The sequence below is a fragment of the Ancylobacter sp. GW821-FHT10E12 genome, assembly GCF_058809335.1.
Map to the genome: position 1 here is coordinate 26,450 of NZ_JBXASN010000004.1, position 24,044 is coordinate 50,493.

At 68.0% G+C, this 24,044-nt stretch carries 26 protein-coding genes; 9 read left to right on the forward strand and 17 right to left on the reverse strand.

All coding sequences use genetic code 11. The annotated features are described in order from the left end of the window. Positions 1-58: 58 nt before the first annotated feature. A complete protein-coding gene (locus tag AC1RU4_RS06140; RefSeq protein ID WP_492890156.1) occupies positions 59-565 on the reverse strand; it encodes a YciE/YciF ferroxidase family protein in 507 nt (168 codons plus the stop codon). 354 nt (positions 566-919) lie between these two features. Here AC1RU4_RS06140 and murI point away from each other — a divergent pair, with 354 nt between their 5' ends. The 3 genes from murI (at position 920) to rpsD (ending at position 3,918) form a co-directional block, all read left to right on the forward strand. After that, positions 920-1,747 (forward strand): glutamate racemase, encoded by an 828-nt coding sequence (gene murI, locus AC1RU4_RS06145; protein ID WP_492890157.1) that lies wholly within the window; start codon positions 920-922, stop codon positions 1,745-1,747. 96 nt (positions 1,748-1,843) lie between these two features. Next, complete coding sequence (locus tag AC1RU4_RS06150; protein ID WP_492890158.1) at positions 1,844-3,082, forward strand: lytic murein transglycosylase; 1,239 nt, start codon at positions 1,844-1,846, stop codon at positions 3,080-3,082. Positions 3,083-3,300: 218 nt separating this feature from the next. Continuing rightward, positions 3,301-3,918, forward strand: a complete 618-nt coding sequence (gene rpsD / locus AC1RU4_RS06155) for a 30S ribosomal protein S4 (RefSeq protein WP_492890159.1) — start codon at positions 3,301-3,303, stop codon at positions 3,916-3,918. A 149-nt stretch (positions 3,919-4,067) separates the two neighbouring features. Here rpsD and grxD read toward each other — a convergent pair whose 3' ends face one another. From grxD to purC, 7 genes are all read right to left on the reverse strand, one after another. Then, positions 4,068-4,406: a Grx4 family monothiol glutaredoxin gene (gene grxD, locus AC1RU4_RS06160; RefSeq protein WP_492890160.1), complete on the reverse strand. Its 339-nt coding sequence runs from the start codon at positions 4,404-4,406 to the stop codon at positions 4,068-4,070. Between the two features lie 140 nt (positions 4,407-4,546). Continuing rightward, complete coding sequence (locus tag AC1RU4_RS06165) at positions 4,547-4,783, reverse strand: BolA family protein (protein ID WP_492890161.1); 237 nt, start codon at positions 4,781-4,783, stop codon at positions 4,547-4,549. A 15-nt stretch (positions 4,784-4,798) separates the two neighbouring features. Further along, positions 4,799-7,027, reverse strand: a complete 2,229-nt coding sequence (purL, locus tag AC1RU4_RS06170) for a phosphoribosylformylglycinamidine synthase subunit PurL (protein ID WP_492890162.1) — start codon at positions 7,025-7,027, stop codon at positions 4,799-4,801. A 78-nt stretch (positions 7,028-7,105) separates the two neighbouring features. Then, positions 7,106-7,804, reverse strand: a complete 699-nt coding sequence (purQ, locus tag AC1RU4_RS06175; RefSeq protein ID WP_492890163.1) for a phosphoribosylformylglycinamidine synthase subunit PurQ — start codon at positions 7,802-7,804, stop codon at positions 7,106-7,108. A 38-nt stretch (positions 7,805-7,842) separates the two neighbouring features. Further along, positions 7,843-8,079, reverse strand: coding sequence for a hypothetical protein (locus AC1RU4_RS06180; protein WP_492890164.1), 237 nt, complete (start codon positions 8,077-8,079; stop codon positions 7,843-7,845). A gap of 33 nt (positions 8,080-8,112) precedes the next feature. Then, positions 8,113-8,355 (reverse strand): phosphoribosylformylglycinamidine synthase subunit PurS, encoded by a 243-nt coding sequence (gene purS, locus AC1RU4_RS06185; RefSeq protein ID WP_492890166.1) that lies wholly within the window; start codon positions 8,353-8,355, stop codon positions 8,113-8,115. Positions 8,356-8,564: 209 nt separating this feature from the next. Further along, positions 8,565-9,374: a phosphoribosylaminoimidazolesuccinocarboxamide synthase gene (gene purC, locus AC1RU4_RS06190; protein WP_213360731.1), complete on the reverse strand. Its 810-nt coding sequence runs from the start codon at positions 9,372-9,374 to the stop codon at positions 8,565-8,567. A gap of 294 nt (positions 9,375-9,668) precedes the next feature. Between purC and AC1RU4_RS06195 the strand changes: the two genes are divergently transcribed. The 3 genes from AC1RU4_RS06195 (at position 9,669) to AC1RU4_RS06205 (ending at position 13,286) form a co-directional block, all read left to right on the forward strand. Beyond that, complete coding sequence (locus AC1RU4_RS06195) at positions 9,669-9,992, forward strand: DUF1476 domain-containing protein (RefSeq protein WP_492890167.1); 324 nt, start codon at positions 9,669-9,671, stop codon at positions 9,990-9,992. Positions 9,993-10,199: 207 nt separating this feature from the next. Then, positions 10,200-12,401 carry an SH3 domain-containing protein gene (locus tag AC1RU4_RS06200; protein WP_492890168.1) on the forward strand — a complete coding sequence of 734 codons (2,202 nt, stop codon included), beginning with the start codon at positions 10,200-10,202 and terminating at the stop codon, positions 12,399-12,401. A 141-nt stretch (positions 12,402-12,542) separates the two neighbouring features. Next, on the forward strand, positions 12,543-13,286 hold the full coding sequence (locus AC1RU4_RS06205) for an SH3 domain-containing protein (RefSeq protein WP_492890169.1): 744 nt from the start codon (positions 12,543-12,545) through the stop codon (positions 13,284-13,286). 19 nt (positions 13,287-13,305) lie between these two features. Here the strand turns inward: AC1RU4_RS06205 and purB are convergent, their stop codons facing one another. Further along, positions 13,306-14,613: an adenylosuccinate lyase gene (gene purB, locus AC1RU4_RS06210; protein WP_492890171.1), complete on the reverse strand. Its 1,308-nt coding sequence runs from the start codon at positions 14,611-14,613 to the stop codon at positions 13,306-13,308. A gap of 128 nt (positions 14,614-14,741) precedes the next feature. On the opposite strand from purB, the gene AC1RU4_RS06215 reads away from it, so the two are divergent. Then, positions 14,742-15,221 carry a hypothetical protein gene (locus tag AC1RU4_RS06215; RefSeq protein ID WP_492890172.1) on the forward strand — a complete coding sequence of 160 codons (480 nt, stop codon included), beginning with the start codon at positions 14,742-14,744 and terminating at the stop codon, positions 15,219-15,221. An 85-nt stretch (positions 15,222-15,306) separates the two neighbouring features. Here AC1RU4_RS06215 and rpe read toward each other — a convergent pair whose 3' ends face one another. Then, a complete protein-coding gene (gene rpe / locus AC1RU4_RS06220; protein WP_492890173.1) occupies positions 15,307-15,990 on the reverse strand; it encodes a ribulose-phosphate 3-epimerase in 684 nt (227 codons plus the stop codon). A 170-nt stretch (positions 15,991-16,160) separates the two neighbouring features. On the opposite strand from rpe, the gene AC1RU4_RS06225 reads away from it, so the two are divergent. Next, positions 16,161-16,493 carry a hypothetical protein gene (locus tag AC1RU4_RS06225; RefSeq protein WP_492890174.1) on the forward strand — a complete coding sequence of 111 codons (333 nt, stop codon included), beginning with the start codon at positions 16,161-16,163 and terminating at the stop codon, positions 16,491-16,493. Positions 16,494-16,540: 47 nt separating this feature from the next. On the opposite strand, the gene AC1RU4_RS06230 is transcribed toward AC1RU4_RS06225, so the two are convergent. Next, entirely contained in the window at positions 16,541-17,548 is a 1,008-nt protein-coding gene (locus tag AC1RU4_RS06230) for a P1 family peptidase (RefSeq protein WP_492890175.1), read from the reverse strand. A gap of 179 nt (positions 17,549-17,727) precedes the next feature. On the opposite strand from AC1RU4_RS06230, the gene AC1RU4_RS06235 reads away from it, so the two are divergent. Beyond that, positions 17,728-18,459, forward strand: a complete 732-nt coding sequence (locus AC1RU4_RS06235) for a cytochrome c biogenesis CcdA family protein (protein ID WP_492890176.1) — start codon at positions 17,728-17,730, stop codon at positions 18,457-18,459. 31 nt (positions 18,460-18,490) lie between these two features. On the opposite strand, the gene AC1RU4_RS06240 is transcribed toward AC1RU4_RS06235, so the two are convergent. The 6 genes from AC1RU4_RS06240 to livM form a co-directional block, all read right to left on the reverse strand. Further along, the gene (locus tag AC1RU4_RS06240) at positions 18,491-18,940 is read right to left on the reverse strand and encodes a GNAT family N-acetyltransferase (protein WP_492890178.1); all 450 of its coding nucleotides are present in this window, start codon (positions 18,938-18,940) and stop codon (positions 18,491-18,493) included. A gap of 240 nt (positions 18,941-19,180) precedes the next feature. After that, on the reverse strand, positions 19,181-20,281 hold the full coding sequence (locus tag AC1RU4_RS06245; RefSeq protein ID WP_492890179.1) for a branched-chain amino acid ABC transporter substrate-binding protein: 1,101 nt from the start codon (positions 20,279-20,281) through the stop codon (positions 19,181-19,183). A gap of 129 nt (positions 20,282-20,410) precedes the next feature. After that, positions 20,411-20,773: a DUF6867 family protein gene (locus AC1RU4_RS06250; RefSeq protein WP_492890485.1), complete on the reverse strand. Its 363-nt coding sequence runs from the start codon at positions 20,771-20,773 to the stop codon at positions 20,411-20,413. Between the two features lie 118 nt (positions 20,774-20,891). Further along, positions 20,892-21,605: an ABC transporter ATP-binding protein gene (locus AC1RU4_RS06255; protein WP_492890486.1), complete on the reverse strand. Its 714-nt coding sequence runs from the start codon at positions 21,603-21,605 to the stop codon at positions 20,892-20,894. 50 nt (positions 21,606-21,655) lie between these two features. After that, on the reverse strand, positions 21,656-22,606 hold the full coding sequence (locus AC1RU4_RS06260) for an ABC transporter ATP-binding protein (RefSeq protein WP_492890180.1): 951 nt from the start codon (positions 22,604-22,606) through the stop codon (positions 21,656-21,658). Next, a complete protein-coding gene (gene livM, locus AC1RU4_RS06265; RefSeq protein ID WP_492890181.1) occupies positions 22,606-24,042 on the reverse strand; it encodes a high-affinity branched-chain amino acid ABC transporter permease LivM in 1,437 nt (478 codons plus the stop codon). Before livM ends, AC1RU4_RS06260 begins: the two co-directional genes overlap by 1 nt. Positions 24,043-24,044 lie beyond the last annotated feature (2 nt).

Below are 24,044 nucleotides of genomic sequence, written 5' to 3' on the forward strand. Positions count from 1 at the left end.
CATGAAAGGGCGGCCGGACATGCCGACCGCCCGTCGCATCGTGCCCGGATGAGCGCGCTCAGCTGGCGGCGCGCACGTTGAGCTTGGACATCGCCACCTTGGAGAGCAGGGCGTCGGCCTTCTTCTCCTCCTCCAGCGTGCGCTGGAGCACGCGGGCACAGTCGGCGCGGCCGAGCTGGTTGGCCCAGGCCACCAGCGTGCCGTAGCGGGTGATCTCATAGTGCTCCACCGCCTGCGCGGCCGCCGCCAGCGCCGCGTCGAGGACCTCCTTGTCCTCCACCTCGCCGCTGATCTCGTCGGCCTCCTTCAGGATGCCGTCGATGGCGGGACAGGTTACCGACTTGGCTTCGGTGCCATGCAGCTCGAACACTTCGAGCAGGCGCTTCACATGCCCCTCCGTCTCCTTCAGGTGGTTCTGGAAACCGGATTTGAGCTGCGGATCGGTGGACTTCTCGATCATCGAAGGCAGCGCCTTCAGGATCTTGTTTTCCGCGTAATAGATGTCGCGAAGCGTGTGGACGAACAAATCGTTCATTGTCTTGATATCTTTCGAGAAGAAACCCATGGTCTTTCCTCCGGTATTTTAGTGGGGATGAGGTATCTGGTGACTGAACAGATCGCGCATTCGGCCGCGATGTCTGCCCCGTCAACGGCTCTTCATCCGCTGGGTTCCGGATTTTCTACTCACCCCTGCGCTTTACCTCCGCCCTTCTGATCGTGCTCGCCATGGCCGGCGGCTTGCCGGCCTGCACGCTTCCGGGTGACCTGGCGTGTTCGGGGCGGAAACCAAGTCTTCACCTTGAGGCGCCATAATCCCGCCCGGTTGGAGGGCAAGAAGATGAGTGTCGTGGCTTCCCCCGTTTCCGGCTGCGGATCTTCCATCGGACCGTCAGTGGTGTCGTCGCTTTCTCCTGAAATCATGCCTGTGCCGGGTCTGCGGGTGCCTACCGTCCTCGTTTTCGATTCCGGCCTCGGCGGGCTGTCGGTGCTGCGCGAGCTCGTGCGGGCACGCCCCGATGCGCGCTATGTCTATGCCGCCGACGATGCCGGCTTCCCCTATGGCGACTGGGACGAGCCGGCGCTGATCGAGCGCATCGTCAGCGTTATGGAAGCGCTGATCGCGCGGGTGGCGCCGGATGCGGTGGTGATCGCCTGCGGCACCGCCTCGACCCTGGTGCTGCCGCCGCTGCGCGCGCGATTTTCCGTGCCTTTCGTCGGCACGGTGCCGGCGATCAAGCCGGCCTGCGAAGGCTCGCAGACGCATCTCATCAGCGTGCTCGCCACTCCCGGCACGGTGAAGCGCGACTATACCCGGGCGCTGATCCGCGATTTTGCCGGCGGCTGCCAGGTGACGCTGGTCGGCAGTGCACGTCTCGCGCCGCTGGTCGAGGCCAGCTTTGCCGGCGAGAACGTCGACGACGCCGATTTCGCCGAGGAGATCGCCCCCGCCTTCGTGCGCGAGGGCGGCAGCCGCACCGATACCGTCGTGCTCGCCTGCACCCATTATCCGCTGGTGCGCGAGCGGCTGGAGAAGGTCGCCCCCTGGCCGGTGCGCTGGGTGGATCCCGCCCCCGCCATCGCCCGCCGTGCCGTCTCGCTGGTCGGCCCGGCGACTGGGAACCGTCCGCCGGCACCGTTGCGGCTGTTCTCCACCGGCACGCCGCTCGATGCCGAATTGATCGGCCGCATCGCCGGCATGCCGGCGCGTTCCGGCGAACTGGTGCCGATGAGCCCCGAGCTCGCCTGAAACCGGCTTGTCCGGGCCGCCTTGCGCGTCCACCATGACCTAAAGTCAGAAGCCGCCCGATTCCGGCATCCTCGCCGGCGGGCAGGGAGCGAGGGCATGAAGGATTTGCACGGTCCCATCCTGTCGCGCCGTGCCGTTCTCGGCGCCGCCGGCATGCTGGCGCTGTCGGTTCCGGCCGCCTCCGCGCAATCGGCCGCCCAGCCCTTCGACGCCTGGTTGCGCGATTTCCGCGCCAAGGCGCGCGCCCGCGGCATTTCCGACGAGGTGTTCGATCGCGTGACGCGCGGGCTGAAACCCGACACCTCGGTCTATGCGAAGGACAGCGCCCAGCCGGAATTCCGCGAGGAGCTGTGGCAATATCTCAACCGCCGCATCTCCGAATGGCGCATCATCACCGGCAAGGCGGCGGCGAAGAAGAATGCCGCGTTGCTGAAGCGGCTGCATGGCGATTTCGGCGTCGAGCCCGATGTGCTGCTCGGCCTGTGGGGCATGGAAAGCGCGTTTGGCGAGCTGGTGACCGACCCAGACCACATGCACCCGGTGTTCCCCTCGCTCGCCGCACTGGCCTGGGGCGAACCGCGCCGGCGGCGCTATTGGGAAACCGAGCTGCTCAACGCCTTCGCCATCGTCCAGCGCGGCTGGGGCGAGCCGGACGAGATGCTCGGCTCCTGGGCCGGCGCCATGGGCCACACGCAATGGATGCCGGAAGTCTGGCTCAATCTCGGCGTCGACTACAATGGCGACGGCCGCGTCTCGCCCTACGATGTCGCCGACGCGCTGGCCGGCTCCTCGCGCTATATGATCAAGCGCGGCAAATATCAGGCGGGGATGCCGTGGGGCTTCGAGGTAACGGTGCCGCAGGCCGCCGCCCGCTATGCCGACGCGCAGGGCGTGCGGACGGTCGCCGACTGGGGCAAGCTCGGCATCGCGCCGGCCGGGGGAGGGCGGCTCACCCATCCTGCCGCCCGCGCCCGGCTATGGGCGCCGGTGGGCACCGAGGGGCCGTGCTTCCTGCTGACGCAGAACTTCTATGCGGTGCGCTCCTATAATCCGTCGATGAACTACGCGCTCGCCGTCTGTCATCTCGGCGACCGGGTGCTGGGCGGGGAAGCGTTCGTGACGCCCTTCCCCGGCGGCGAGCGGGCGCTGACGCTGGCCGAGATCCAGGAGGTGCAGAAGCGCCTCACCGCCGCCGGATTCGACACGGGCGGGGTCGACGGCCGGGTCGGCAACATGACCATGCGCGCCGTGGCCGGCTTCCAGAAGAAGGCCGGCATCGAACCCGACGGCTATGCCGGCCTCGACGTGCTGGCGGCGCTGCGCAAGGGCCGCTGAACGAGAGGCGACGCGGGTTTGGCGTCCAACCTCTTGACCTGCCCGCGCTTTACGACTATGCACGCGACCACTCGCGGGGTCGGCAACGGCCCCGTGAGCTGTTTCACGCACCCGTGGTTGCGTCCGGCGCGTTCGGATGGAGCCTGTCGGCGAGCCCAAGCGGTTCGCAAAGGAGGGGGCGCGATCCAACCCGCAACCTTGCGAAGAGGACCAGCGCAATGAGCAAGCGCGTTTCGGCCAAGCACAAGCTTGACCGCCGTATGGGCGAGAATATCTGGGGTCGCCCCAAGAGCCCCATCAACAAGCGTGAATACGGCCCCGGCCAGCACGGCCAGCGCCGCAAGGGCAAGCTTTCCGACTTCGGCGTGCAGCTGCGCGCCAAGCAGAAGCTGAAGGGCTACTACGCCTCGATCGGCGAGAAGCAGTTCCACGCCATCTATGTCGAAGCCTCGCGCCTGCGCGGCGACACCGGCGCCAACCTGATCGGCCTGCTCGAGCGTCGCCTCGATGCGGTCGTCTACCGCGCCAAGTTCGTCCCCACCGTGTTCGCCGCCCGCCAGTTCGTGAGCCACGGCCACGTGAAGGTGAACGGCCGCCGCGTCAACATCCCGAGCTACCAGGTGAAGGTCGGCGATGTGGTCGAGGTGAAGGACGCCTCCAAGCAGATGGCGCTGGTGATGGAAGCCGCCGCCTCCGGCGAGCGCGACACCCCGGACTATCTCGAGGTCGACGGCCACAAGCTGACCGCCAAGTTCGTCCGCGTGCCGGAACTCAACGAAGTTCCGTACCCGGTCGTCATGGAGCCGAACCTCGTCGTCGAATATTATTCGCGCTGAGTTCCGGGATCACCCAGACGGAAAAGCCGCCCTTCCGGGCGGCTTTTTTGTTGTGCAGTGAGGTGTACGGTCAGCCCGAAAATCGCGGCCAAGATGTACGATGCGGCCGATCTGGAGGCCGACGCGGTGCCCGGCCTGGCGAAATCGGATCAGGCCGAGGCGCGGCCCATCACCGGGACGCCCTTTTCCTCGAGCAGGCTCTGCAGCTCGCCGGCCTGGAACATCTCGCGCACGATGTCGCAGCCGCCGATGAACTCGCCCTTGACGAAGACCTGCGGGACGGTCGGCCAGTTGGTGTAGTCCTTGATGCCCTGGCGGATCTCGTCGGAATCGAGGACGTTGATGCCCTTGTAGTCGACGCCCAGGTGGTTGAGGATCTGCGCCACCTGGCCGGAGAAGCCGCACATCGGGAATTGCGGCGTGCCCTTCATGAAGACGACGACGTCGTTGCTCTTCACCTGGTTGTCGATGAAATCGTGGATGCTCATGTGGCGCTCACCCGTCTAAGGTCCCCGCAGGGGTCCCTGTGTGTCCATTGGCTCAAGGTGATGGCGCGGGGCGCGCCATTCAATCCCCGGTTCTCTTCACTTTTAGCCGAAAGGCCGCGACCTGTCGCCGCCGGAATGGCTCACGCCTTGGGCACTTCCGTCTGCAGCGCGAGGGCGTGCAGGACGCCGCCCATCGGGGCGCCGATGGCGGCATAGACCATCTGGTGCTGCTGGACCCGCGACTTGCCGCGGAAGCTCTCGCTGACCACGGTGGCGTGCCAGTGATTGTTGTCGCCGGCCAGGTCGCGCATGGTGACCTGCGCATCCGGCAGGCCCTGCCGGATCAGCTTCTCGATTTCGGACGCTTCCATCGCCATGTCGGTTCGGCTCCCTCAGATCATGCCCGCGCCCATATAGATGGGCAGCCAGGCTTCGTAACGCTCGCGCAGCGCATCGAGGACGATGGGGCGCTCGCCGGGGATGGTCAGCTTGTCGCCGCCGGTGCTGCCGAGCTTGGCGAGCGGGATGCCCGCCGCCTCCGCCCGCTTCACCACGGCACCCTTGCCGGCGCCGACGGTGACGATGTAGCGCGCCTGATCCTCGCCGAACCAGAAGGCATGCGCATTCACGCCGGCCGGCGGGGCGAGAAGCGAGGCGCCGATGCCCGACGACATCGCCATTTCCGACAGCGCCACCAACAGGCCGCCATCGGAGACGTCGTGGACGGCGGTGACCAGCCCGTCAGCGATCAGCTCGCGCACGAAATCGCCATGCTTGCGCTCCAGCGCCAGATCGACCGGTGGCGGCGCGCCTTCCTCGATGTCGAGGATTTCGGCGAGAAAGGCCGACTGGCCGAGCCATCCGACGGTTTCGCCAATGACCAGAATGGCTTCGCCGGCGTTCTTAAAGGCGAGTGTCGCCATTTTCTCGATGTCGTCGATCACGCCGACGCCGCCGATGGTCGGGGTCGGCAGGATACCGCGGCCGTTGGTCTCGTTATAGAGGCTGACATTGCCGGAGACGACCGGGAAGTCGAGATCGAGCGCCGCGGCGCCAATGCCGCGCAGGCAGCCGACCAGCTGGCCCATGATCTCCGGCTTTTCGGGATTGCCGAAATTCAGGTTGTCGGTGAGCGCCAGCGGCGTGGCGCCGACGGCGGTGATGTTGCGCCACACCTCGGCCACCGCCTGCTTGCCGCCCTCGAACGGGTCGGCCTCGCAATAGCGCGGGGTGACGTCGCAGGCCATGGCGAGGCCCTTCGGCCCGTCCTGGCTGACCCGGACCACCGCGGCGTCGCCGCCCGGCCGCTGCACGGTGTTGTTGAGGATCAGGTGGTCGTACTGCTCCCAGATCCAGCGCTTGGAGGCGAAATCCGGCGAACCGACCAGCCGCTCCAGCGCGCCCGGCACGGTGGCGGTGATCTCCAGCGACGCCGGATCGATACGCTGCTGCTTCGGCGTCTCCACCCATGGGCGGTCATAGAGCGGGGCTTCGTCGCCCAGCTCCTTGATCGGCAGGTCGGCCTTCACCTCGCCCTTGTGCCTGACGATGAAGCGCAGCGTGTCGGTGGTGCGGCCGACAATCGCGAAGTCGAGGCCCCATTTGCGGAAAATGGCTTCCGCCTCGTCCTCCTTGCCCGGCGCGATCACCATGAGCATGCGCTCCTGGCTCTCGGAGAGCATCATCTCATAGGCGCTCATGCCGGTCTCGCGGCAGGGCAACTTGTCGAGGTCGAGCTCGATGCCGAGGTCGCCCTTGGCGCCCATCTCCACCGCCGAACAGGTGAGGCCGGCGGCCCCCATGTCCTGGATCGCCACCACGCAGCCGGCCGCCATGATCTCGAGGCAGGCCTCCAGCAGCAGCTTCTCGGCGAAGGGGTCGCCGACCTGCACGGTCGGGCGCTTCTCCTCCGCGCCCTCGCCGAACTCGGCCGAGGCCATGGTGGCGCCGTGGATGCCGTCGCGGCCGGTCTTGGAGCCGAGATAGACCACCGGCAGGCCGATTCCGGTCGCCTTGGCGTAGAAGATCTTGTCGGCGTCGGCGAGGCCGACCGCCATGGCGTTGACCAGGCAATTGCCGTCATAGCGGGTGTGGAAGCCGACGAGGCCGCCCACCGTGGGCACGCCGAAGGAATTGCCGTAGCCGCCGATGCCGGCGACGACGCCGGCCACCAGATGCCGGGTGCGCGGGTGCGCGGGATCGCCGAAGCGCAGCGCGTTCAGCGCCGCGATCGGCCGCGCGCCCATGGTGAACACGTCGCGCAGGATGCCGCCGACACCCGTGCCCGCGCCCTGGTAGGGCTCGATATAGGACGGGTGGTTGTGGCTCTCCATCTTGAACACCGCCGCCTGGCCGTCGCCGATATCGATGACGCCGGCATTCTCGCCCGGCCCCTGGATCACCCACGGCGCCTTGGTCGGCAGGCCGCGCAGGTGCAGGCGCGAGGACTTGTAGGAGCAGTGCTCGTTCCACATCGCCGAGAAGATGCCGAGCTCGGTGAAGCTCGGCTCGCGGCCGATGAGCTTCAGGATGCGCTCATACTCGTCCGGCTTCAGGCCGTGTTCGGCAATGAGCGCGGGGGTGATCTTCGGTTCGTGGAGCGTCGTGTCTTGGGAGGTCATGCGCGGGCCGTCACATTCCATTTCACGGACGAGGGCAGGCGGGAAACATATACAGGCGGTTCTGGGCGGGAAGGGCGCTCAGGCTCGCTCCAGCACCCCGGCAAGGCTCTCGAACAGGGCGCGCCCATCGGTCGGGCCGATCAGCGGGTCGACATGGTTTTCGGGATGCGGCATCAGCCCGAGCACGTTGAGCTTCTCGGAGACGATGCCGGCGATGGAATTGGCGGCGCCGTTCAGCACCTGGGTATCGTCGCGCTTGCCGTCCGGCATCACATAGCGGAACACCACGCGGCCCTCGCCTTCGAGGCGCTTCAGCGTCTCGGCATCGGCGGTGTAGTTGCCCTCGCCATGGGCGACCGGGAAGCGGACGATGGCGCCCTTGGCATATTTGCGGGTGAAGGGGGTGTCGGTGCGCTCGACCTTCAGCAGCGCCTCGCGGCAGACGAAGCGCAGCCGCGCGTTGCGCACCAGCACGCCGGGCAGCAGCCCGCTCTCGCACAGGATCTGGAAGCCGTTGCAGATGCCGAGCACCAGGCCGCCGCGGGCGGCATGGGCGCGCACCGCCTCCATGATGGCGGCGCGGGCGGCGATGGCGCCGCAGCGCAGGTAGTCGCCATAGGAGAAACCGCCGGGCAGCACCACGAGGTCGGTGCCGGCGGGCAGCTCGGTCTCGGCGTGCCAGACCAGGGTGGCCTGCGAGCCGGAGACGGACCTGAGGGCGTGCGCGGCGTCGCCCTCGCGGTTCGAGCCGGGGAAGACGAGAACGGCGGATTTCATGGCGCGAACTTCATGGCACGAACTTCATGGAACGAACTTCATGGAACGAGCGGGTTTTCGGTCAGTTCGAGACGGCGTTCGATGCGGTCGAGGCGATTGTCCTGCCGCGTGAGGGCCGCGTAGATGTTGTGGATGTCCTGCTGCATGGCGATGAGATGGCCGCGCATCGCGTTCAGCTCGACCTTCACCTCCGACACCGACGATCGGGTCTCGTTCAGGTCACGCTGAAGTGCCTTCAGCACCTCATAGATCAGCTCATTGGTCACTTCCGCCATGGCGAGCGCATTTCCCCTCCGGCAGCAAGAATATCACCCGACGAACTCGATGCGGTAGGTTTCGATCACCGTATTGGCGAGCAGCTTCTCGCAGGCTTCCTTCAGCGTCGCCTCGGCCCTGGCGGCGTCGCCGCCGTCGAGCTCGACGTCGAACACCTTGCCCTGCCGGACGCTGGCGACGCCGGGAACGCCGAGAGAGCGCAGGGCACCCTCGATGGCCTTGCCCTGCGGGTCGAGGACTGCGGATTTGAGGGTGACGAGGACACGCGCCTTCATGGAACCACTCTTCGGGACGATCTCAGGAGCTTCGGGACGGACGGAACGCGAAAACGCGCGGAAAACAGAAACCGAGGCCTTAACGAGGGCCTTAAACAGAAACGGGGGCTTTGCGGCCCCCGCCTATCACCTGGCCGCGAACGGCTCAATGCTCGAATGCAGATGGCTGCCCGGCGAAGCACGCAGCCCCGCCGTCAGCCCCGGCATCCTCACTTTTCCGGTTCGGACTTCACCAGCACCGGGCCGGCGGGCTGGGCCCGCTCGCCCTCGGAGATGATGCCGAGACGGCGCGCCACTTCCGAATAGGCCTCGACGAGGCCGCCCATGTCGCGCCGGAAGCGGTCCTTGTCGAGCTTGTCGTTCGACTTGATGTCCCACAGGCGGCACGAATCCGGGCTGATCTCGTCGGCGACCACGATCCGCATCATGTCGTTTTCCCACAGGCGGCCGCATTCCATCTTGAAATCCACAAGACGGATGCCGACGCCGAGGAACAGGCCGGAAAGGAAGTCGTTCACGCGGATCGCGAGGGCGATGATGTCATCGATCTCCTGGGTGGTGGCCCAGCCGAACGCGGTGATGTGCTCTTCCGACACCATCGGGTCGTTGAGCTGGTCGTTCTTGTAATAGAACTCGATGATCGAGCGCGGCAGCTGCGTGCCTTCCTCGATGCCGAGACGGGTCGACAGCGAGCCGGCCGCGACGTTGCGCACCACGACTTCGAGCGGGATGATCTCGACCTCGCGGATGAGCTGCTCGCGCATGTTCAGCCGCTTGATGAAATGGGTCGGGACGCCGATCTCGTTCAGCTTCAGGAAGACGTATTCCGAGATGCGGTTGTTGAGGACGCCCTTGCCATCGATGACGTCGTGCTTCTTGTTGTTGAAAGCAGTGGCGTCATCCTTGAAGTGCTGAATCAGGGTGCCGGGCTCAGGACCTTCGTAAAGGACCTTCGCCTTACCTTCGTAAATGCGGCGGCGGCGGCTCATGGGGGGGTACCGTCGATTGAGGAAATCCATCGATGCCGGGGCTCCGGTTCTAACTGGTCCACGGCTGGGGGCTGGCTGTGCATGCTACCCGAGTGCGCGAATGCCGATTCGTATCGCGCTGCACAAGCTCCCGCACCGGGACACTAGCCGATCAGCGCTCGCGATACAACGCAATGCACAGGGGATGCCGGACATCGCGCTGCCCAATCGGGTGGCAGCGTCAGATTGACGTAGGGGACGCCGCCACGCTGAAGGCGCCGTTGATTTGGGGACGGGGGCGCGATAATCAAGCCCGCAACCTGCACTGAGATAGGGCGATGAAACATGAGCACGTTCGACGGCCGCGAAGATGCGTTCGAAGCCAAGTTCGCCCATGACGAGACGCTGAGGTTCAAGGCGCATGCGCGCCGCAACCGCGCGCTCGGCCTGTGGGCCGCCGGGAAGCTCGGCCTCACCGGCGATGCCGCCAGCGCCTATGCGCTGACGCTGATCGAGGCGGATCTCCAGGAAGCCGGCGACGAGGACGTCTACGCCAAGCTCAAGGCCGATTTCGACGCCAAGGGCCTCGACGTCTCCGAGCACCGGATCCGCCGGACCATGGAGGAATTGCTGACCGAAGCCATCGCCTCGATCAAATCCGAGCGCTGATCGGCTCCATCGACACCAGCAAGGCCGGCCTCCCGTCCGCGTTCCGCGGCACGGGCGCCGGCCTTTTCGTTGCGCGGGTCGCAGCCTGGCGCGGGTTGCAGTCTGGCAACCATCTTCACGGCATTTCGTTGCGGCAGACCGAAATTGGAGCCATGCGTGAAGCTGGCCGTCGCCCTGTAGGGTAGGGCGGCGGTGCTGGAGGGGCCGATGCGCTTCACGACGTCCTTCGCCTTGACCGCCGGGCTGCTGCTCGCGGGCACCGCCGCCGCCGCGGCCCTGCCGGCGGTGGTCAGCGCCAACACCAATCTGCGATCCGGTCCCGGCGTGCGCTATGGCGTGGTCGGCCGGCTTCCGGCGGGGGCGTCGGTCGAGTTGATCGGCTGCTCGGGCAACTGGTGCCAGACGCCCTACGGCTATGTGAGCGCCCGGCTGGTCTCGCGGGTCGCCGGCCAGACGATCGCCGCGCCCGCGGCCACCGGGGCGGGCGCTCCGGGCATGGCCAGCGCGCTCGCCCTGCCGACCGCCGGCGCCGGGATGGCCCAGCCCGTCGGCTCGACCGCGATCAACCTGAGCTCCGATCCGGTGAACTCGGCGCTGCAGAATCCGCATCCCGGCCAGACCGATACGATGAGCGGCGCGCGCACCACCATCGGCACCGCCAATGTGCGTTCCGGCCCCGGCACCGATTTCGACCTCGTGAAGACGCTGCCCGATGCCAGCACCGTGCAGGTGACGAGCTGCAGCAACGGCTGGTGCCGGACCGACGAGGGCTATATCAGCCTCTATCTCCTCTCGCGCGGGCCGGTGAAGCAGGTGCTGAGCGCCGAGGCGCAGCCGCGCCTTCCCAGCCCGGCGGCTCCGGCCGGCGTGCCGGTGGCGGGGGTGCCGGCGAATGCATCCGGCAATGCCACGACCACGGCGAACGCCAATGTGCGCTCCGGCCCCGGCGCGCGCTATCCGCGGCTCGGCACGCTGCCGGCGGGCTTTCCGGTCAATGTCGTCTCCTGCACCGGCAGCTGGTGCCGGACGGAATATGGCTATGTGAGCGCGCGCCATGTGCGCCAGGGCGCCGTCGTGCCGGCCTACGCCGCCGCCGCGCGGGGGCCGGCACCTGCCATGGCCTCGCCGGCCGCGGCCTATCCGGCGGCCGGCGCCGTCCCCGCGGGCGCCACGGCGCAGGCGCCGGCGATCAATCTCAGCTCCGAACCGTTGAACTCGGCGCTGGCGCCGCTGGCGCCCGGCCAGCGGGAGACGATGAGCGGCGCGCGCACCACCATCGGCACCGCCAATGTGCGCACCGGCCCCGGCACCGATTTCGACCTCGTGAAGACGCTGCCCGATGCCAGCACCGTGCAGGTCAAGAGCTGCAGCAACGGCTGGTGCCAGACCGACGAGGGCTATATCAGCCTCTATCTTCTCTCGCGCGGCTCGGTGAAGCAGGTGCTGAGCGCCGAGGCGCAGCCCCGCCTTCCCAGCCCGGCGGCCGCAGCCGGCATGCCGGCAAACGCGGCGGCGAGCGGCGTTCCGGCGGCTTCCACCGGCAATGCCACGACCACGGCGAGCGCCAATGTGCGCTCCGGTCCGGGCGCGCGCTACGCGCTGCTCGGCACGCTGCCGGCGGGGTTTCCGGTCGATATCGTCTCCTGCGCCGGCAGCTGGTGCCAGACGCAATATGGCTATGTGAACGCCCGCCTGGTGTCGCGTTCCGGCACCGCCACGCAGCCGGCCCCATCGGCCTATGCGCCGGCCCAGGTGGTGGTGCGCCCGGCGCAGACGACCGGCGGCGCCTATTCCGGTGCCAGCTATTCCGGCGCCGCCTATTCCACCCCCTATGCCGATCCGACGATGGCGGCGAACGCCTATGCCGCCGACGGCTCCCTCTATCCCGGTCCGGGCTATGCGAGCTTCCCGAGCGCCGGCATTCCCGGCGCCACCTACCGGACCTATGGCAACGGCTTCCCGTCGATCGCCACCGACGGCCCGACGCTCGGCACCGTGCTGGTCGATCTCGCCGCGCCGGTGACCACGCTCGCCAATGCGGTGACCGGCGGCACCTACTGGGGCGGCAGCCAGCCGTCGAGCTATGGCCTGCGCTGGCGGGCGAGCTGGGGGCCCGGCTATTGGGGGCCGGGCTATAATGGCTCGAACCGGCCGTCCTACTGGGGCGCGCGGCCGAGCTACTGGGGCGGGCGCCCGACCTATTGGAGCCAGCATCCGGGCTACCCGATCTACGCCACCTTCGGCGACAGGAAGGGCGGCACCTACTGGGCGCCGCCCGGTGGCGGGCGGCGGCCGCAATCGGCGGCCTGGTATTACGGCGTCGACCGCCGCAGCGGGCAGGGCCCCTACGAGCTCGCCACCTTCACCGGCCGGCCGCTGCTCTGGCAGCCGGCATCGGGGCTACGCTGAGGCGCGGGCACGCAATCGCGCAGTCGTGACGCTAGGTGAAGAAACCAAGGCGCGCGCCGGCTGTTGGTTCCCCACATAAGTGCCGTCGGCAGACGCCGGCGGCAGGACGAGCGTGAAACCTCGTCCAAGAGGGAGGTTGCAATGCGTATGCGTTCGACAATTCTGCTGGCGGCCGGCCTGCTGCTGGCCGGCAGCGCGGTCGCTGAGGCGCGGCCGGCCGTCGTCACCAACGACCTGAACGTGCGTACCGGGCCGGGAACCCGCTACAGCGTCGTCGCCACCCTGCCGGCCGGCGCGCGCGTCGATGTCGGCGGCTGCACCGGCAACTGGTGCCGCGTCGCCGGCGGCTATGCCAATGCCAATTACCTCTCCTTCGGCGGATCCAGCGTCGTGGTGACACCGGGCTATGGCGCGGCGCTCGGGGTCGGCGCGCTCGCGCTCGGCATCGGCGCCTGGGACGACGGCTATTGGGGACCGGGCTGGCGCGGCGGCTATTGGGGCGGGCGCCCCGGCTACTGGGGACCGCGCTACGGCGTGCGCAACCCGAATTACTGGCGCAACGGGCCGGGCTGGGGCGACGGGCCGAAGGTCCAGCAGTTCCGCCAGAACCAGGGTAATTTCCAGCAATTCCAGCAGAACCGCCCGAACCGGACCGCCATGTACCGCAACGCCGGCGGTAATCGCCCTGTCATGTACCGCAATGCGGGCGGCAACCGCCCGGTCATGTATCGCAACGCCGGTGGCAACCGTCCGGTCATGTATCGCAATGCGGGTGGCAACCGTCCCGCCATGTACCGCGCCAGCGGCGGGGGGCGGCCGGTCATTTACCGGCCGATGGGCGGTGGCGGCGGCCGCATGGGCGGCGGCGGCTTCCGCGGCCGCTGACCCGACCGGGCGCGCCGCCTCAGGCGCGCCCGAACACCCGCCGGAAAATCGTGTCGACGTGCTTGAGGTGATAGCCGAGATCGAATTTCTCGGCGATCTCCTCGGCCGTCAGGTAGGTGCGGACCTCGGCATCGTTGGTCAGCAGGTTCTGGAACTCGCCCTCGCCGCGCCAGACCGGCATGGCGTTGCGCTGCACCAGCCGATAGGCGTCCTCGCGCGAGGCGCCCTTCTGGGTCAGCGCCAGCAGCACGCGCTGCGAATGCACCAGGCCGCCGAGCCGGTCGAGATTCTTCTGCATGGTCTCGGGATAGACCAGCAGCTTCTCGACCACGCCGGCGAGCCGGTTCAGCGCGAAGTCCAGCGTCACCGTCGCGTCCGGCCCGATCATCCGCTCGACCGAGGAATGCGAGATGTCGCGCTCGTGCCAGAGCGCCACGTTCTCCAGCGCCGGCGTGACCATGCCGCGCACCAGCCGGGCGAGGCCGGTGATGTTCTCGGTGAGCACCGGGTTGCGCTTGTGCGGCATCGCCGACGAGCCCTTCTGGCCGGGCGAGAAGAATTCCTCGGCTTCCAGCACCTCGGTGCGCTGGAGATGGCGGATCTCGATCGCCACCCGCTCCATCGAGGAGGCGACGACGCCGAGCGCGGCGAAATAGGCGGCGTGGCGGTCGCGCGGGATCACCTGCGTCGACACCGGCTCGACCGCGAGGCCCATCTTCGCGGCGACATATTCCTCCACCCGCGGGTCGATCTGCGCGAAGGTGCCGACCGCGCCGGAAATGGCGCAGGTGGCGACCTCGGCGCGGGCGGCGACGAGCCGGGCGCGGTTGCGCTGGAACTCGGCATGCGCCTGCGCCAGCTTCAGCCCGAAGGTGGTCGGCTCGGCATGAATGCCGTGCGAGCGGCCGATGGTCGGGGTGAGCTTGTGCTCGAAGGCGCGGGTCTCCAGCGCAGCGAGCAGCCGGTCGGTATCCTTGATCAGGATGTCGGCGGCGCGCACCAGCTGCACGTTGAGGCAGGTGTCGAGGATGTCGGAGGAGGTCATGCCCTGGTGGACGAAGCGCGCCTCCGGCCCGACGATCTCGGCGAGATGGGTGAGGAAGGCGATGACGTCGTGCTTGGTCACCGCTTCGATCTCGTCGATGCGCTCGACGTCGAAGGTGGCGTCCTTCGCCATCTCCCAGATCTTCGCCGCCGCTTCCTTCGGCACCACGCCGAGCTCGGCCAGCGCGTCGGTGGCGTGCGCCTCGATCTCGAACCAGATGCGGAATCGGGTCTGCGGCTCCCAGATGGCGGCCATCTCGGGACGGGTATAGCGCGGGATCACGGCGGATTCCTCAAGCCAGAAAAACAACGGAAATCGCGTCTAGCAGGCGGCGCGCATGTCTGCAAACGTTGCAACCTGAAATTGTTTATGGAATAATTCATCCATAAATTGCATCTGGGGGGATGGCGATGACGGAAACGGCGGCGGAAACCGACGACGAGCAGAAGGCGGCTTCGGCCGAGGCGGGCGCGCTGGCGGCGGCGCAGGGTTCCAGCGGCCGCTCCGCCGACAAGATGGCCGACAGCATGATCGGTCAGCTCGCGCAGAATCCGGCGCTCGCCGACGATCTCCAGAAGAGCCCGGAGAAGGTGCGCGAATTCGCTGCGGTGGCGAAAATCGCCGCCGACGCGCAGCAGGTGCGCGACTACGATCTCGAAATCATCAAGAGCAACGGCCAGTTGTATCTTGTCGTGGTGGGCTGCGTCGGGGCCGTGCTGATCATCGTGGTGCTGTCGATCGCCTATCTCTCCGTCAATCAGCTCGCCATGATGAAGACGCCCATCGACGGCACGATCACGTTCGCCATCCCCGACGGGCTGATCGCCCTGGGCTCGGCGGCCATCGGCGCGCTGGCGGGACTTCTGACGCCGCTCTCGCGCCGGACCTAGGCCGGCTTCGAGCGAAGAGGAAATCGCGTGAAAACAACGACCTGGAACCTTTCGGTGAACCGGTTTCACCGAAAGGCTGCAGGCGCTAGACCACCATGCCCGTCGCCCGCTCGGCCGCGGCGCGGATGGCTGCGATATTGCCCTGATAGGCGGCCGCGCCGCCCTTGAACACCGCCGAGCCGGCCACCAGCACCGTGCCGCCCGCCGCGGCGCAGAGCGGCGCGGTCTGCGCCGTCACGCCGCCGTCGATCTCGATGGCGACCGGCCGGTCGCCGATCATCGCCCTGAGCTGGCGCGCCTTGTCCATCATCGGCGCCAGGAACGCCTGGCCGCCGAAGCCGGGATTGACCGTCATCACCACCACCAGGTCGACGAGGTCGAGCACATGCTCCACCGCGCCGGCCGGCGTGGCCGGATTGATGGCGACCCCGGCCTTCTTGCCGAGCGCGCGGATGTGCTGCAGCGAGCGGTGCAGATGCGGGCCGGCCTCGGCATGCACCGAGATGAGGTCGGCGCCGGCGGTGGCGAAGGCCTCCAGATAGGGATCGGCCGGCGCGATCATCAGATGAACGTCGAAGAACCGGGTGGTGAGCGGACGTATCGCGCGCACCACCTCCGGGCCGAAGGAAATATTCGGCACGAAATGGCCGTCCATGATGTCGATATGTACCCAGTCGGCGCCGGCGGCGTCGATGGCGCGGACCTCCTCGCCGAAGCGCGCGAAGTCGCTGGCAAGAATGGACGGGGCGACGACAATATTGGACGGCATTATTCTACTCCCGAAAGCGGCAAACGTTTCATGACGGAACGTTTCGAAACAGTCCATTAAGTAATTTCGGCCTAGGAAGGGAGATACCGTCTGGATGGACTGGCTGTGTCCGCCGCCATCGTTCGTGCCTCCCATCGAACCTTTCCTTCATTCGCCAGCAGGGGCTTGAGATGAAAAAGGCCAGCGTTGCAGTCGTCGCGGCGGTCCTCGCCACCGCAGGAACCCTGATCCCGACCCAGCAGGCTGCGGCCTGGGGCGCCTGCGGCCCGCGCGGCTGCGTCGGCGGAGCGGGCTATTATGGCCCGCCGCGCGGGCGCGTCGTGGTCGTGCAGCCCCGCCGCTACTATGCGCCGGGGGGTGCCATCCTCGCCGGGGCGGCCGTCGGCTTCCTCGCCGGCGCGGCTGCCGCCTCGCTCGCCGGTCCGCCGCCGCATCCCAATCAGTGCTGGTACTATACCAACCCGCAGCAGACCACCGGCTTCTGGGACGTCTGCCCGCGCTGATCCGTACCCGCGCGCGAACGGCCGGCGGATCGTCCGATCCGTCGGCCTCATCGCGCCCATCGGTCCTGCCACGCCGGGATCGTGTTCGGCTGCGGCAACGCGCTCGCCTCATAGATGGCGCGGGCACAGGCGCGCGCCAGCGCCTCCACCGCCGCGACGCCGATCCAGGCGAGGTCCACCACCGGTTCGGCCAGCGGCCGGAACCCGGTGGCGGCGGTGAACACCGTGTCGCCGTCGAACGGCGAATGCACCGGCCAGATGGCGCGGGCAAGGCCGTCATGCGCCATCACCGCGAGGCGCTTGCACTGCGCCTTCGACAGCACCGCGTCGGTGGCGACGATGGCGATGGTGGTGTTGGCCACCGCCACATCCAGCCGTGCCGGCATGCCCTTCATCGGCGGGGTCAGCGTCGGAGCCGGCAGCGGGCTGGGCAGCCCGAGGCCGCCGAATTCGCCGTGGCGCTCGAACGGCGCCGCCCAGAAATGCGGGCCGTCGCCGACATTCACCGAGCCGACCGCATTGACCGCCACCAGCGCGCCGACCACGTGGCCGCTGGCCGCGACGATGGAGGCGGAGCCGAGCCCGCCCTTCAGGATCGCCGTCGTCGCTCCGGTGCCGGCGCCGACCGTGCCCAGCGGGAAATCGAGCCGGGCATCGGCCGCCGCCTGGTAGCCGAGGTTGCGATAGGGAGCGAAGCGGCCCCAGTTCTTGTCGCCGCCGTTCAGCAGGTCGAACAGCACGCAGCCCGGCACGATCGGCACCCGCGCATCGCCGATGGCAAAGCCGATGCCGTGCTCGGCGAGATGGCTCATCACCCCCGCCGAGGCATCGATGCCGAAGGCCGAGCCGCCGGAAAGGGTGAGGGCGTGCACCGCGTCGACGGTGGTATCGGGGGCGAGCAGGTCGGTCTCGCGCGTGCCTGGTCCGCCGCCGCGCACATCCACCGAGGCGACGGCCGGCCGGTCGAACACCACCGTGGTCACCCCGGAGGCGAGGGCGAGGTCGGTGGCGTTGCCGACCTTCAGCCCGGCGACGTCGGTGATCAGGTTGCGCATCGGTGTACCTCTCCTGCCTTCCCGCCCGCCGCGATCACTTCCCGGCGACGGCGGAGCGCGCCGCATTGCATTCGCCCCTCGGGGCGTGCATTGGACGCAAGTCTCGTTGGGACGCAAGCCTGTCCGGGGCGCACATCCGTTCGGGACGCCAGTCAATTCGCTCACGGGTGCCAAGGTCAATGGCCGACGTCACGCTTCCGGCCGCTTTCGTCGCCGGCATTGCCAGCTTCGCCTCGCCCTGCGTGCTGCCGCTGGTGCCGCCCTATCTGTGCTACCTCGCCGGCACCAGCCTCGACCAGATCACCCACAAGGCGCCGACCGACGCGGCGGGGCGGCGCACGCTGGGCGCGGCGGCGCTGTTCGTCGCCGGCTTCTCCACCGTGTTCGTGGCGCTCGGCGCCGGCGCCTCGGTGATCGGCGGCTATCTCCGGCTGTATTCGCAGGAGATGGCGATCCTCGCCGGCATCGCCATCCTGCTGATGGGGCTGCATTTCCTCGGCGTGCTGCGCTTCGGCTGGCTGACGCGCACCAAGCGCGTGCATGTCGACGCCCCGGCGACGCTGGCCGGCGCCTATGTGATGGGGCTGGCCTTCGCCTTCGGCTGGACGCCCTGCATCGGCCCGGTGCTGGCGGCGATCCTCGCGGTGGCGGCCTCCGAACAGACGCTGATTCGCGGCGCCGGGCTGCTCGCCGTCTATTCGGCCGGGCTCGGCGTGCCGTTCCTGCTGGTGGCGGCGATGGCGCGGCCGGCGCTCGGCGTGCTGACCAAGGCGCGGCGCTACCTGCCGGTGGTCGAGAAGACGATGGGCGCGCTGCTGGTGCTGACCGGCATCGGCTTCCTCTCCGGCTGGATGGCCAGCGTCAGCTACTGGATGCTGGAGACGTTTCCGGGCCTCGCCAGCTTCGGCTGAGCGGGACGGCCGAACCGCGCCCCGACCGGCGCTAGCGCGGCGCGATCTGCTTGCGCATGCGGATATAAGCCATGCGGAGCCCCCCGCGCAGGACGTGCTCGCCGCTGCGCTGTGCCGTGAAGCCGTGGCGCCGGTAGAAGGCCTCCGCGTTGATCGAAGCGTCCATGGTGAGCTCGGCCAGGCCGTATTTGCGGGCCCTGAGCTCGAGCGCGCGCAATATCGCGCCGCCGATCCCGAGGCGGCCGTGATCGGGGGAGACATAGACGGCCCGCAATTCGCGGCCGCTCGGCACGAACGAGCCGAAGCCGATGATGGCGCCGCTCGGGTCGCGGGCGACGATCGCCTCCTCCTCGCCGCTTTCGATCCGCTGCGCGAGGGCATCGATATGGTCGGGCCGCACGGGCAGGGGAGCCCAGGCCTCGATGATGTCGGGCGGGTAGAACCCGACGGCCGAGCCGCGAATGGCGGCGCGATGCACCATCAACATCGCCTCCGCGTCGTCCGGGCGGGCTCCCGCCAGCCGCACCTTGGTTTCCATCGGCATCCACCCTCATGGACGAACGAGCTTACCCCCGGGCGGCGGGCCGGCAATGCCTTCGATGAGAGGCGGCGCATCATCGTCGTCCATCGGAGGCCGGCGGATGCAACGAAAAACCCGCCGGCTCGCACCGGCGGGTCTGATCGTCAGCCGTCACGCCGGGCGCCGCGAGGGCGCGCCGGATCAGAGCTCGGTGTAGCCGCCGTCCTTCCAGACATAGACGACGTAGTCGAGATTGGTGCGGTCGCCCTTCTTGTCGAAGGTCAGCTTGCCGAGCACGGTGTCGAACGGCTTGCCGGAGTGGATGTATTCCTCGATCTTCTTGTTATCGAGCGCCTTGACCGCCTCGGCGGCCTGCTGCAGCACCTGGCCAGCGGCGTAGGCATACAGCACGTAGCCTTCCGGATCGATGCCCTTGGCCTTGAAGGCGTCGACGACCTTGGCGGCGGCGGGGTTCTTGCGCGGATCCGGGCCGAAGGTCATCAGGGTGCCTGCGGCGCCCGGACCGGCAATGGTCCAGAATTCCTTGTCGGTGATGCCGTCACCCGAGAACAGCACGGTCTTCATGCCCTGGTCGCGCATCTGGCGCACCAGCAGGCCGGCTTCGGTGTGCAGGCCGCCGTAATAGAGGATGTCGACATTGGCGGCCTTCAGCTTCGAGACGAGAGCCGAATAGTCCTTCTCGCCCGGATTGATGCCTTCGTAGACGACTTCCTTGATGCCGGCCTTGTTCATGGCCTTCTGGGTCTCGTCCGCCAGGCCCTTGCCGTAGGGGGTCTTGTCGTGGACGATCGCGACCTTCTTGCCCTTCAGGTTCTTGACGATGTATTCGGCGGCGACGGCGCCCTGCTGGTCATCGCGGCCGCAGGTGCGGAACACGTTGGCGAGGCCGCGCTCGGTCAGCTTCGGGTTGGTCGAGGCCGGGGAGATGGCGATGACGCCGGCTTCGGCATACTGCTCGGAGGCGGGGATCGACACGCCGGAGTTGAAATGGCCGATGACCATCTTCACGCCGTCGGAGATGAACTTGTTGGCCACCGAGACGCCCTGCTCGGGCTTGGAGGCGTCGTCGCCGACCAGGATCTCGACCTTCTGGCCGAGCAGGCCGCCCTTGGCGTTGAGGTCGGCCGCCCACTGGTCGGCACCGTTCTTCAGCTGCGCACCGAAGGTGGCGTTGGCGCCCGTGATCGGGCCGCCGACGCCGACTTTCACCTGCGCCGAGGCCGGCAGCGCCAGCGCCAGAGTGGCGCTCAGCGCAAGGCCGGCAAACAGAAACTTCTTCATGAAGGTGTCTCCTGCTTCTGAAAGGATTGGTTGTTCGCTGGTCCGTCGGCCAGGCCAGTCGCCCCGAGAGGCGAATGTTGCTCTTTTTCAGGCGCTTGTCGACGGAAGAAGCGAAGGGTCGGGGCCGGCTTACGCTGCGTCTCCCGGAGACTTTTCCGCGACGCCCTCCTGCCAGCCGAACGGGCCGGCGGGACGGTAGAGCCAACTATAGCGTGTCGCCATCTGCTTTGCCCGCTCGGCCCGGAATCCGAGGGTGGAGAGCGCCAGCAGGAAGGCGGTGTCGGTCAGGAAATGCGGCAGGCTGAGCAGCGTGCCCTCGAACAGCGCGAAGTGGAAGAAGCGCACCGCGCAGCCGAGCAGCAGCGCGTAGAGCACCGCCTGCCGGTAGCCGCGCCAGGTGGACGCCACCGCCCGGCCGGAGAGCCAGGCCGCGCCACCGCCGAGAAACACGGTCACGAGATAATAGTCGGCCCGCGATACTTCGAGCACCAGCGCCGGGGCGAACAGGCTGGCGAGCAGCGACGCCGCCGCCACCACCGCCGGCAGGACGACGGCGAGGCTGGCGGGCGAGCCCTGCGAGATGAGCGTGCCGCGCGTCGGATCGGACATGTCAGTGCCTCCCGCCTTCGAGATAGGCGGCCCGTACCTCCGGCCGCTCCAGGAGCTCGCGCCCCTCGCCGGACATCGTCACCAGGCCGTTGACCATGACGTAGCCGCGATGGGCGAGCTTGAGCGCGTGGAAGGCGTTCTGCTCGACCAGGAACACGGTGAGCCCCTCGGTGCGGTTGAGCTCGCGGATGGCATCGAAGATCTGCTTGACGATCAGCGGCGCCAGGCCGAGCGAGGGCTCGTCCAGCATCAGCAGGCGCGGCCGGCTCATCAGCGCCCGGCCGATGGCGAGCATCTGCTGCTCGCCGCCCGACAGCGTGCCGCCGCGCTGGCCGATGCGTTCCTTCAGGCGCGGGAACAGGGTGAACACCCGCTCCAGGTCGCCGTCGAAATGCTCGAAATTGTCGATCGAGGCCCCCATCTGGAGATTCTCGAACACCGTCATGCGCGGGAAGATGCGGCGGCCTTCCGGCGACTGGGCGATCTTCAGATGCGCGATCTCGTGGGTCGGCATCTTGGTGATGTCGCGGCCCTCGTAGAGGATCTGGCCCTCGCGGGCGCGCGGCTGGCCGAAGATGGTCATCATCAGCGTCGACTTGCCGGCGCCGTTGGAGCCGATCAGCGTGACGATCTCGCCGCTGTGCACGTCCACGTCGACGCCCTTCAGCGCCATGATGTTGCCGTAGAAGGTCTTGACGCCGCGAATGGCGAGCATCGGCTCGGAAGACGCGGATGTCGAGGCCAGGGAAGCGGGGGCGGGCGCGCTCACGACTGCGCTCCCGTGGCTTCGTCGAGAACCGCCTCGACCGCCTCGACCGCGTCCTCGTCGACGCCGAGATAGGCGGCGATGACGCGCGGATCGTGCTTCACCGCCTCCGGCGTGCCGTCGGAGATCTTGGTGCCGTAGTCGAGGACGACCACATGGTCGGAAATTTCCATCACCACGCTCATGTCGTGTTCGATCAGAAGGATGGAGGTGCCCTGCTCGGCGCGAATGGCGCGCAGAAGCTCGTTCAGCTCCAGGCTTTCGCGCGGGTTGAGGCCGGCCGCCGGCTCGTCGAGGCACAGGAGGATCGGCCCGGAGCACATGGCGCGGGCGATCTCCAGCCGGCGCTGGGCGCCATAGGGCAGGTCGCCGGCCGGGTCGTCGGCGCGGTCGGTGAGGTTGACCTTGTCGAGCCAGTATTTGGCCTTCTCGATCGCCGCCTTCTGCGCCGCGTTCCAGCCCGGCAGGCCGAACAGGCCCTTGAGCGAATAGCCCGACGCCGTCATCAGCGCGTTGTGCTGGGCCACCATCAGGTTTTCCAGCACCGTCATGCCGGAGAACAGGCGGATGTTCTGGAAGGTGCGGGCGACCTTCGCCTCGCCGGACACCTTGTAGTCCGGCAGGCGCTCCAGCAGGTACACGCCGGAATCGCGCCCGGCCAGCGCCCGCTCGCCGTTCAGCGTCACCGCCGTCAGCTCCGCCTCGGTGGGCGCGCGGCCATGGGCGAGGATGAGCCGGCCCTCGCTCGGCTTGTAGAAGCCGGTGATGCAGTTGAACACCGTGGTCTTGCCGGCGCCGTTCGGGCCGATCAGCGCGGTGATGTCGCCGCGCCCGACCCTGAAGGACAGGTCGTTGACGGCGATGAGGCCGCCAAAGCGCATGAACAGGTGCTCGACCGTCAGGATCGGGTCGTTGTCCCAGTTATGGGTGGGGAGAGCCGTTGCAGCCATCAGCCGTGCCCTTCCTTCACGAGGTCGCCGGAAACCGCCTTCTTCTCCTTGAGATAGATGGTGGGATCGCGGGTCGAGACCAGGCCGCGCGGCTTCCACACCATGATCGCCACCATGGCGAAGCCGAACAGCAGCATGCGGTAGAGGCTCGGATCGAAGCCTTCGCCGAACACCTGCTTGAGGAAGCCGAGATTGCGCAGCATCTCCATGCCGCCCATCATCACCGCCGCCGCCACCGCGACGCCGATCTGCGAGCCCATGCCGCCGAGCACCACGATGGCGAGGATCATCGCCGAGATGTCGAAGGTGAAGCTCTCCGGCGAGACGAAGCCGGCGCGCACCGCGAAGAAGCAGCCGGCGAAGCCGCCGAACATGGCGCCGGTGGCGAAGGCCGAGAGCTTCACATTGGTGGTGTTGAGGCCGAGCGAGCGGCAGGCGATCTCGTCCTCGCGCAGCGCTTCCCAGGCCCGCCCGACCGGAAGGCGGCGCAGGCGGACGGTGGTGAAGGCGGTGATGAGCGCCAGCGCCAGGATGACGAAATACAGGAAGATGATGCGGTGCATCGGGTTGAATTCAAGCCCGAACAGCGCCGCGAACCCGTTTTCGCCGGCCGTGAACGGGATGCCGAAGAAGGTCGCGCGGGGAATGGAGGCGATACCCGCGCCGCCGCCGGTGAAATCCACCCAGTTGATCAGAACGAGGCGGATGATCTCGCCGAAGGCCAGGGTGACGATGGCGAGATAGTCGCCGCGCAGGCGCAGCACCGGGAAGCCGAGGATCATGCCCCACAGCCCGGCGAAGAGGCCGGCGGCGGGCAGGCAGAACCAGAACGCCCAGTTCGCCCAGAAGGTCTCGCCGACGAGGGCCGCGAAGAAGTCGTTGATCGGCGCGCTGGTGGCGAGCAGGGCATAGGTATAGGCGCCGACCGCGTAGAAGGCGACATAGCCGAGGTCGAGCAGGCCGGCGAGGCCGACCACGATGTTGAGGCCCCAGCCCAGCATCACATAGGTGAGGATGAGGATGCCGAGGTCCATGAGGTAGCGGCTCTCGTTGAGCCCGCCCATGGCGAAGGAGGCGATGAAAGGGAACAGCACCGCGAAGGCCAGCAGCGCCGGCTTGAAGCCCGGCGCCACCGCGACGATGCCGCGGGCGAGGGGGCTCGGGCCGGCCTTGGTCTTCGGCACCCGGTTGGGCGACCAGACGGTGAGGTTGAGGATCAGCCGTCCGACGACGATGATGCCGACCATGATGGCGACGAGCATCGGCCGATAGGCGAGGCCGAGGGCGCCGTCGATCACCACCGTCTCGAAGCCGACCAGCGGGCCGAGCAGGCCGATGGCGATCAGGCCGGTGATCAGCGCGTCCTTGACGGCGCCGGGAAAGGCGGAACTGGCGGCGGGAGCGGCGTCCGCCGGATGTGCGGTCTGCACGGCCATGG

Excerpts from the sequence above, each read along its gene's own strand:
- AC1RU4_RS06140 (WP_492890156.1), bottom strand. The coding sequence starts at position 565 with ATGGGTTTCTTCTCGAAAGATATCAAGACAATGAACGATTTGTTCGTC.
- murI (WP_492890157.1), top strand. The coding sequence starts at position 920 with ATGCCTGTGCCGGGTCTGCGGGTGCCTACCGTCCTCGTTTTCGATTCC.
- AC1RU4_RS06150 (WP_492890158.1), top strand. The coding sequence starts at position 1,844 with ATGAAGGATTTGCACGGTCCCATCCTGTCGCGCCGTGCCGTTCTCGGC.
- rpsD (WP_492890159.1), top strand. The coding sequence starts at position 3,301 with ATGAGCAAGCGCGTTTCGGCCAAGCACAAGCTTGACCGCCGTATGGGC.
- grxD (WP_492890160.1), bottom strand. The coding sequence starts at position 4,406 with ATGAGCATCCACGATTTCATCGACAACCAGGTGAAGAGCAACGACGTC.
- AC1RU4_RS06165 (WP_492890161.1), bottom strand. The coding sequence starts at position 4,783 with ATGGCGATGGAAGCGTCCGAAATCGAGAAGCTGATCCGGCAGGGCCTG.
- purL (WP_492890162.1), bottom strand. The coding sequence starts at position 7,027 with ATGACCTCCCAAGACACGACGCTCCACGAACCGAAGATCACCCCCGCG.
- purQ (WP_492890163.1), bottom strand. The coding sequence starts at position 7,804 with ATGAAATCCGCCGTTCTCGTCTTCCCCGGCTCGAACCGCGAGGGCGAC.
- AC1RU4_RS06180 (WP_492890164.1), bottom strand. The coding sequence starts at position 8,079 with ATGGCGGAAGTGACCAATGAGCTGATCTATGAGGTGCTGAAGGCACTT.
- purS (WP_492890166.1), bottom strand. The coding sequence starts at position 8,355 with ATGAAGGCGCGTGTCCTCGTCACCCTCAAATCCGCAGTCCTCGACCCG.
- purC (WP_213360731.1), bottom strand. The coding sequence starts at position 9,374 with ATGGATTTCCTCAATCGACGGTACCCCCCCATGAGCCGCCGCCGCCGC.
- AC1RU4_RS06195 (WP_492890167.1), top strand. The coding sequence starts at position 9,669 with ATGAGCACGTTCGACGGCCGCGAAGATGCGTTCGAAGCCAAGTTCGCC.
- AC1RU4_RS06200 (WP_492890168.1), top strand. The coding sequence starts at position 10,200 with ATGCGCTTCACGACGTCCTTCGCCTTGACCGCCGGGCTGCTGCTCGCG.
- AC1RU4_RS06205 (WP_492890169.1), top strand. The coding sequence starts at position 12,543 with ATGCGTATGCGTTCGACAATTCTGCTGGCGGCCGGCCTGCTGCTGGCC.
- AC1RU4_RS06215 (WP_492890172.1), top strand. The coding sequence starts at position 14,742 with ATGACGGAAACGGCGGCGGAAACCGACGACGAGCAGAAGGCGGCTTCG.
- rpe (WP_492890173.1), bottom strand. The coding sequence starts at position 15,990 with ATGCCGTCCAATATTGTCGTCGCCCCGTCCATTCTTGCCAGCGACTTC.
- AC1RU4_RS06225 (WP_492890174.1), top strand. The coding sequence starts at position 16,161 with ATGAAAAAGGCCAGCGTTGCAGTCGTCGCGGCGGTCCTCGCCACCGCA.
- AC1RU4_RS06230 (WP_492890175.1), bottom strand. The coding sequence starts at position 17,548 with ATGCGCAACCTGATCACCGACGTCGCCGGGCTGAAGGTCGGCAACGCC.
- AC1RU4_RS06235 (WP_492890176.1), top strand. The coding sequence starts at position 17,728 with ATGGCCGACGTCACGCTTCCGGCCGCTTTCGTCGCCGGCATTGCCAGC.
- AC1RU4_RS06240 (WP_492890178.1), bottom strand. The coding sequence starts at position 18,940 with ATGGTGCATCGCGCCGCCATTCGCGGCTCGGCCGTCGGGTTCTACCCG.
- AC1RU4_RS06245 (WP_492890179.1), bottom strand. The coding sequence starts at position 20,281 with ATGAAGAAGTTTCTGTTTGCCGGCCTTGCGCTGAGCGCCACTCTGGCG.
- AC1RU4_RS06255 (WP_492890486.1), bottom strand. The coding sequence starts at position 21,605 with ATGCTCGCCATTCGCGGCGTCAAGACCTTCTACGGCAACATCATGGCG.
- AC1RU4_RS06260 (WP_492890180.1), bottom strand. The coding sequence starts at position 22,606 with ATGGCTGCAACGGCTCTCCCCACCCATAACTGGGACAACGACCCGATC.
- livM (WP_492890181.1), bottom strand. The coding sequence starts at position 24,042 with ATGGCCGTGCAGACCGCACATCCGGCGGACGCCGCTCCCGCCGCCAGT.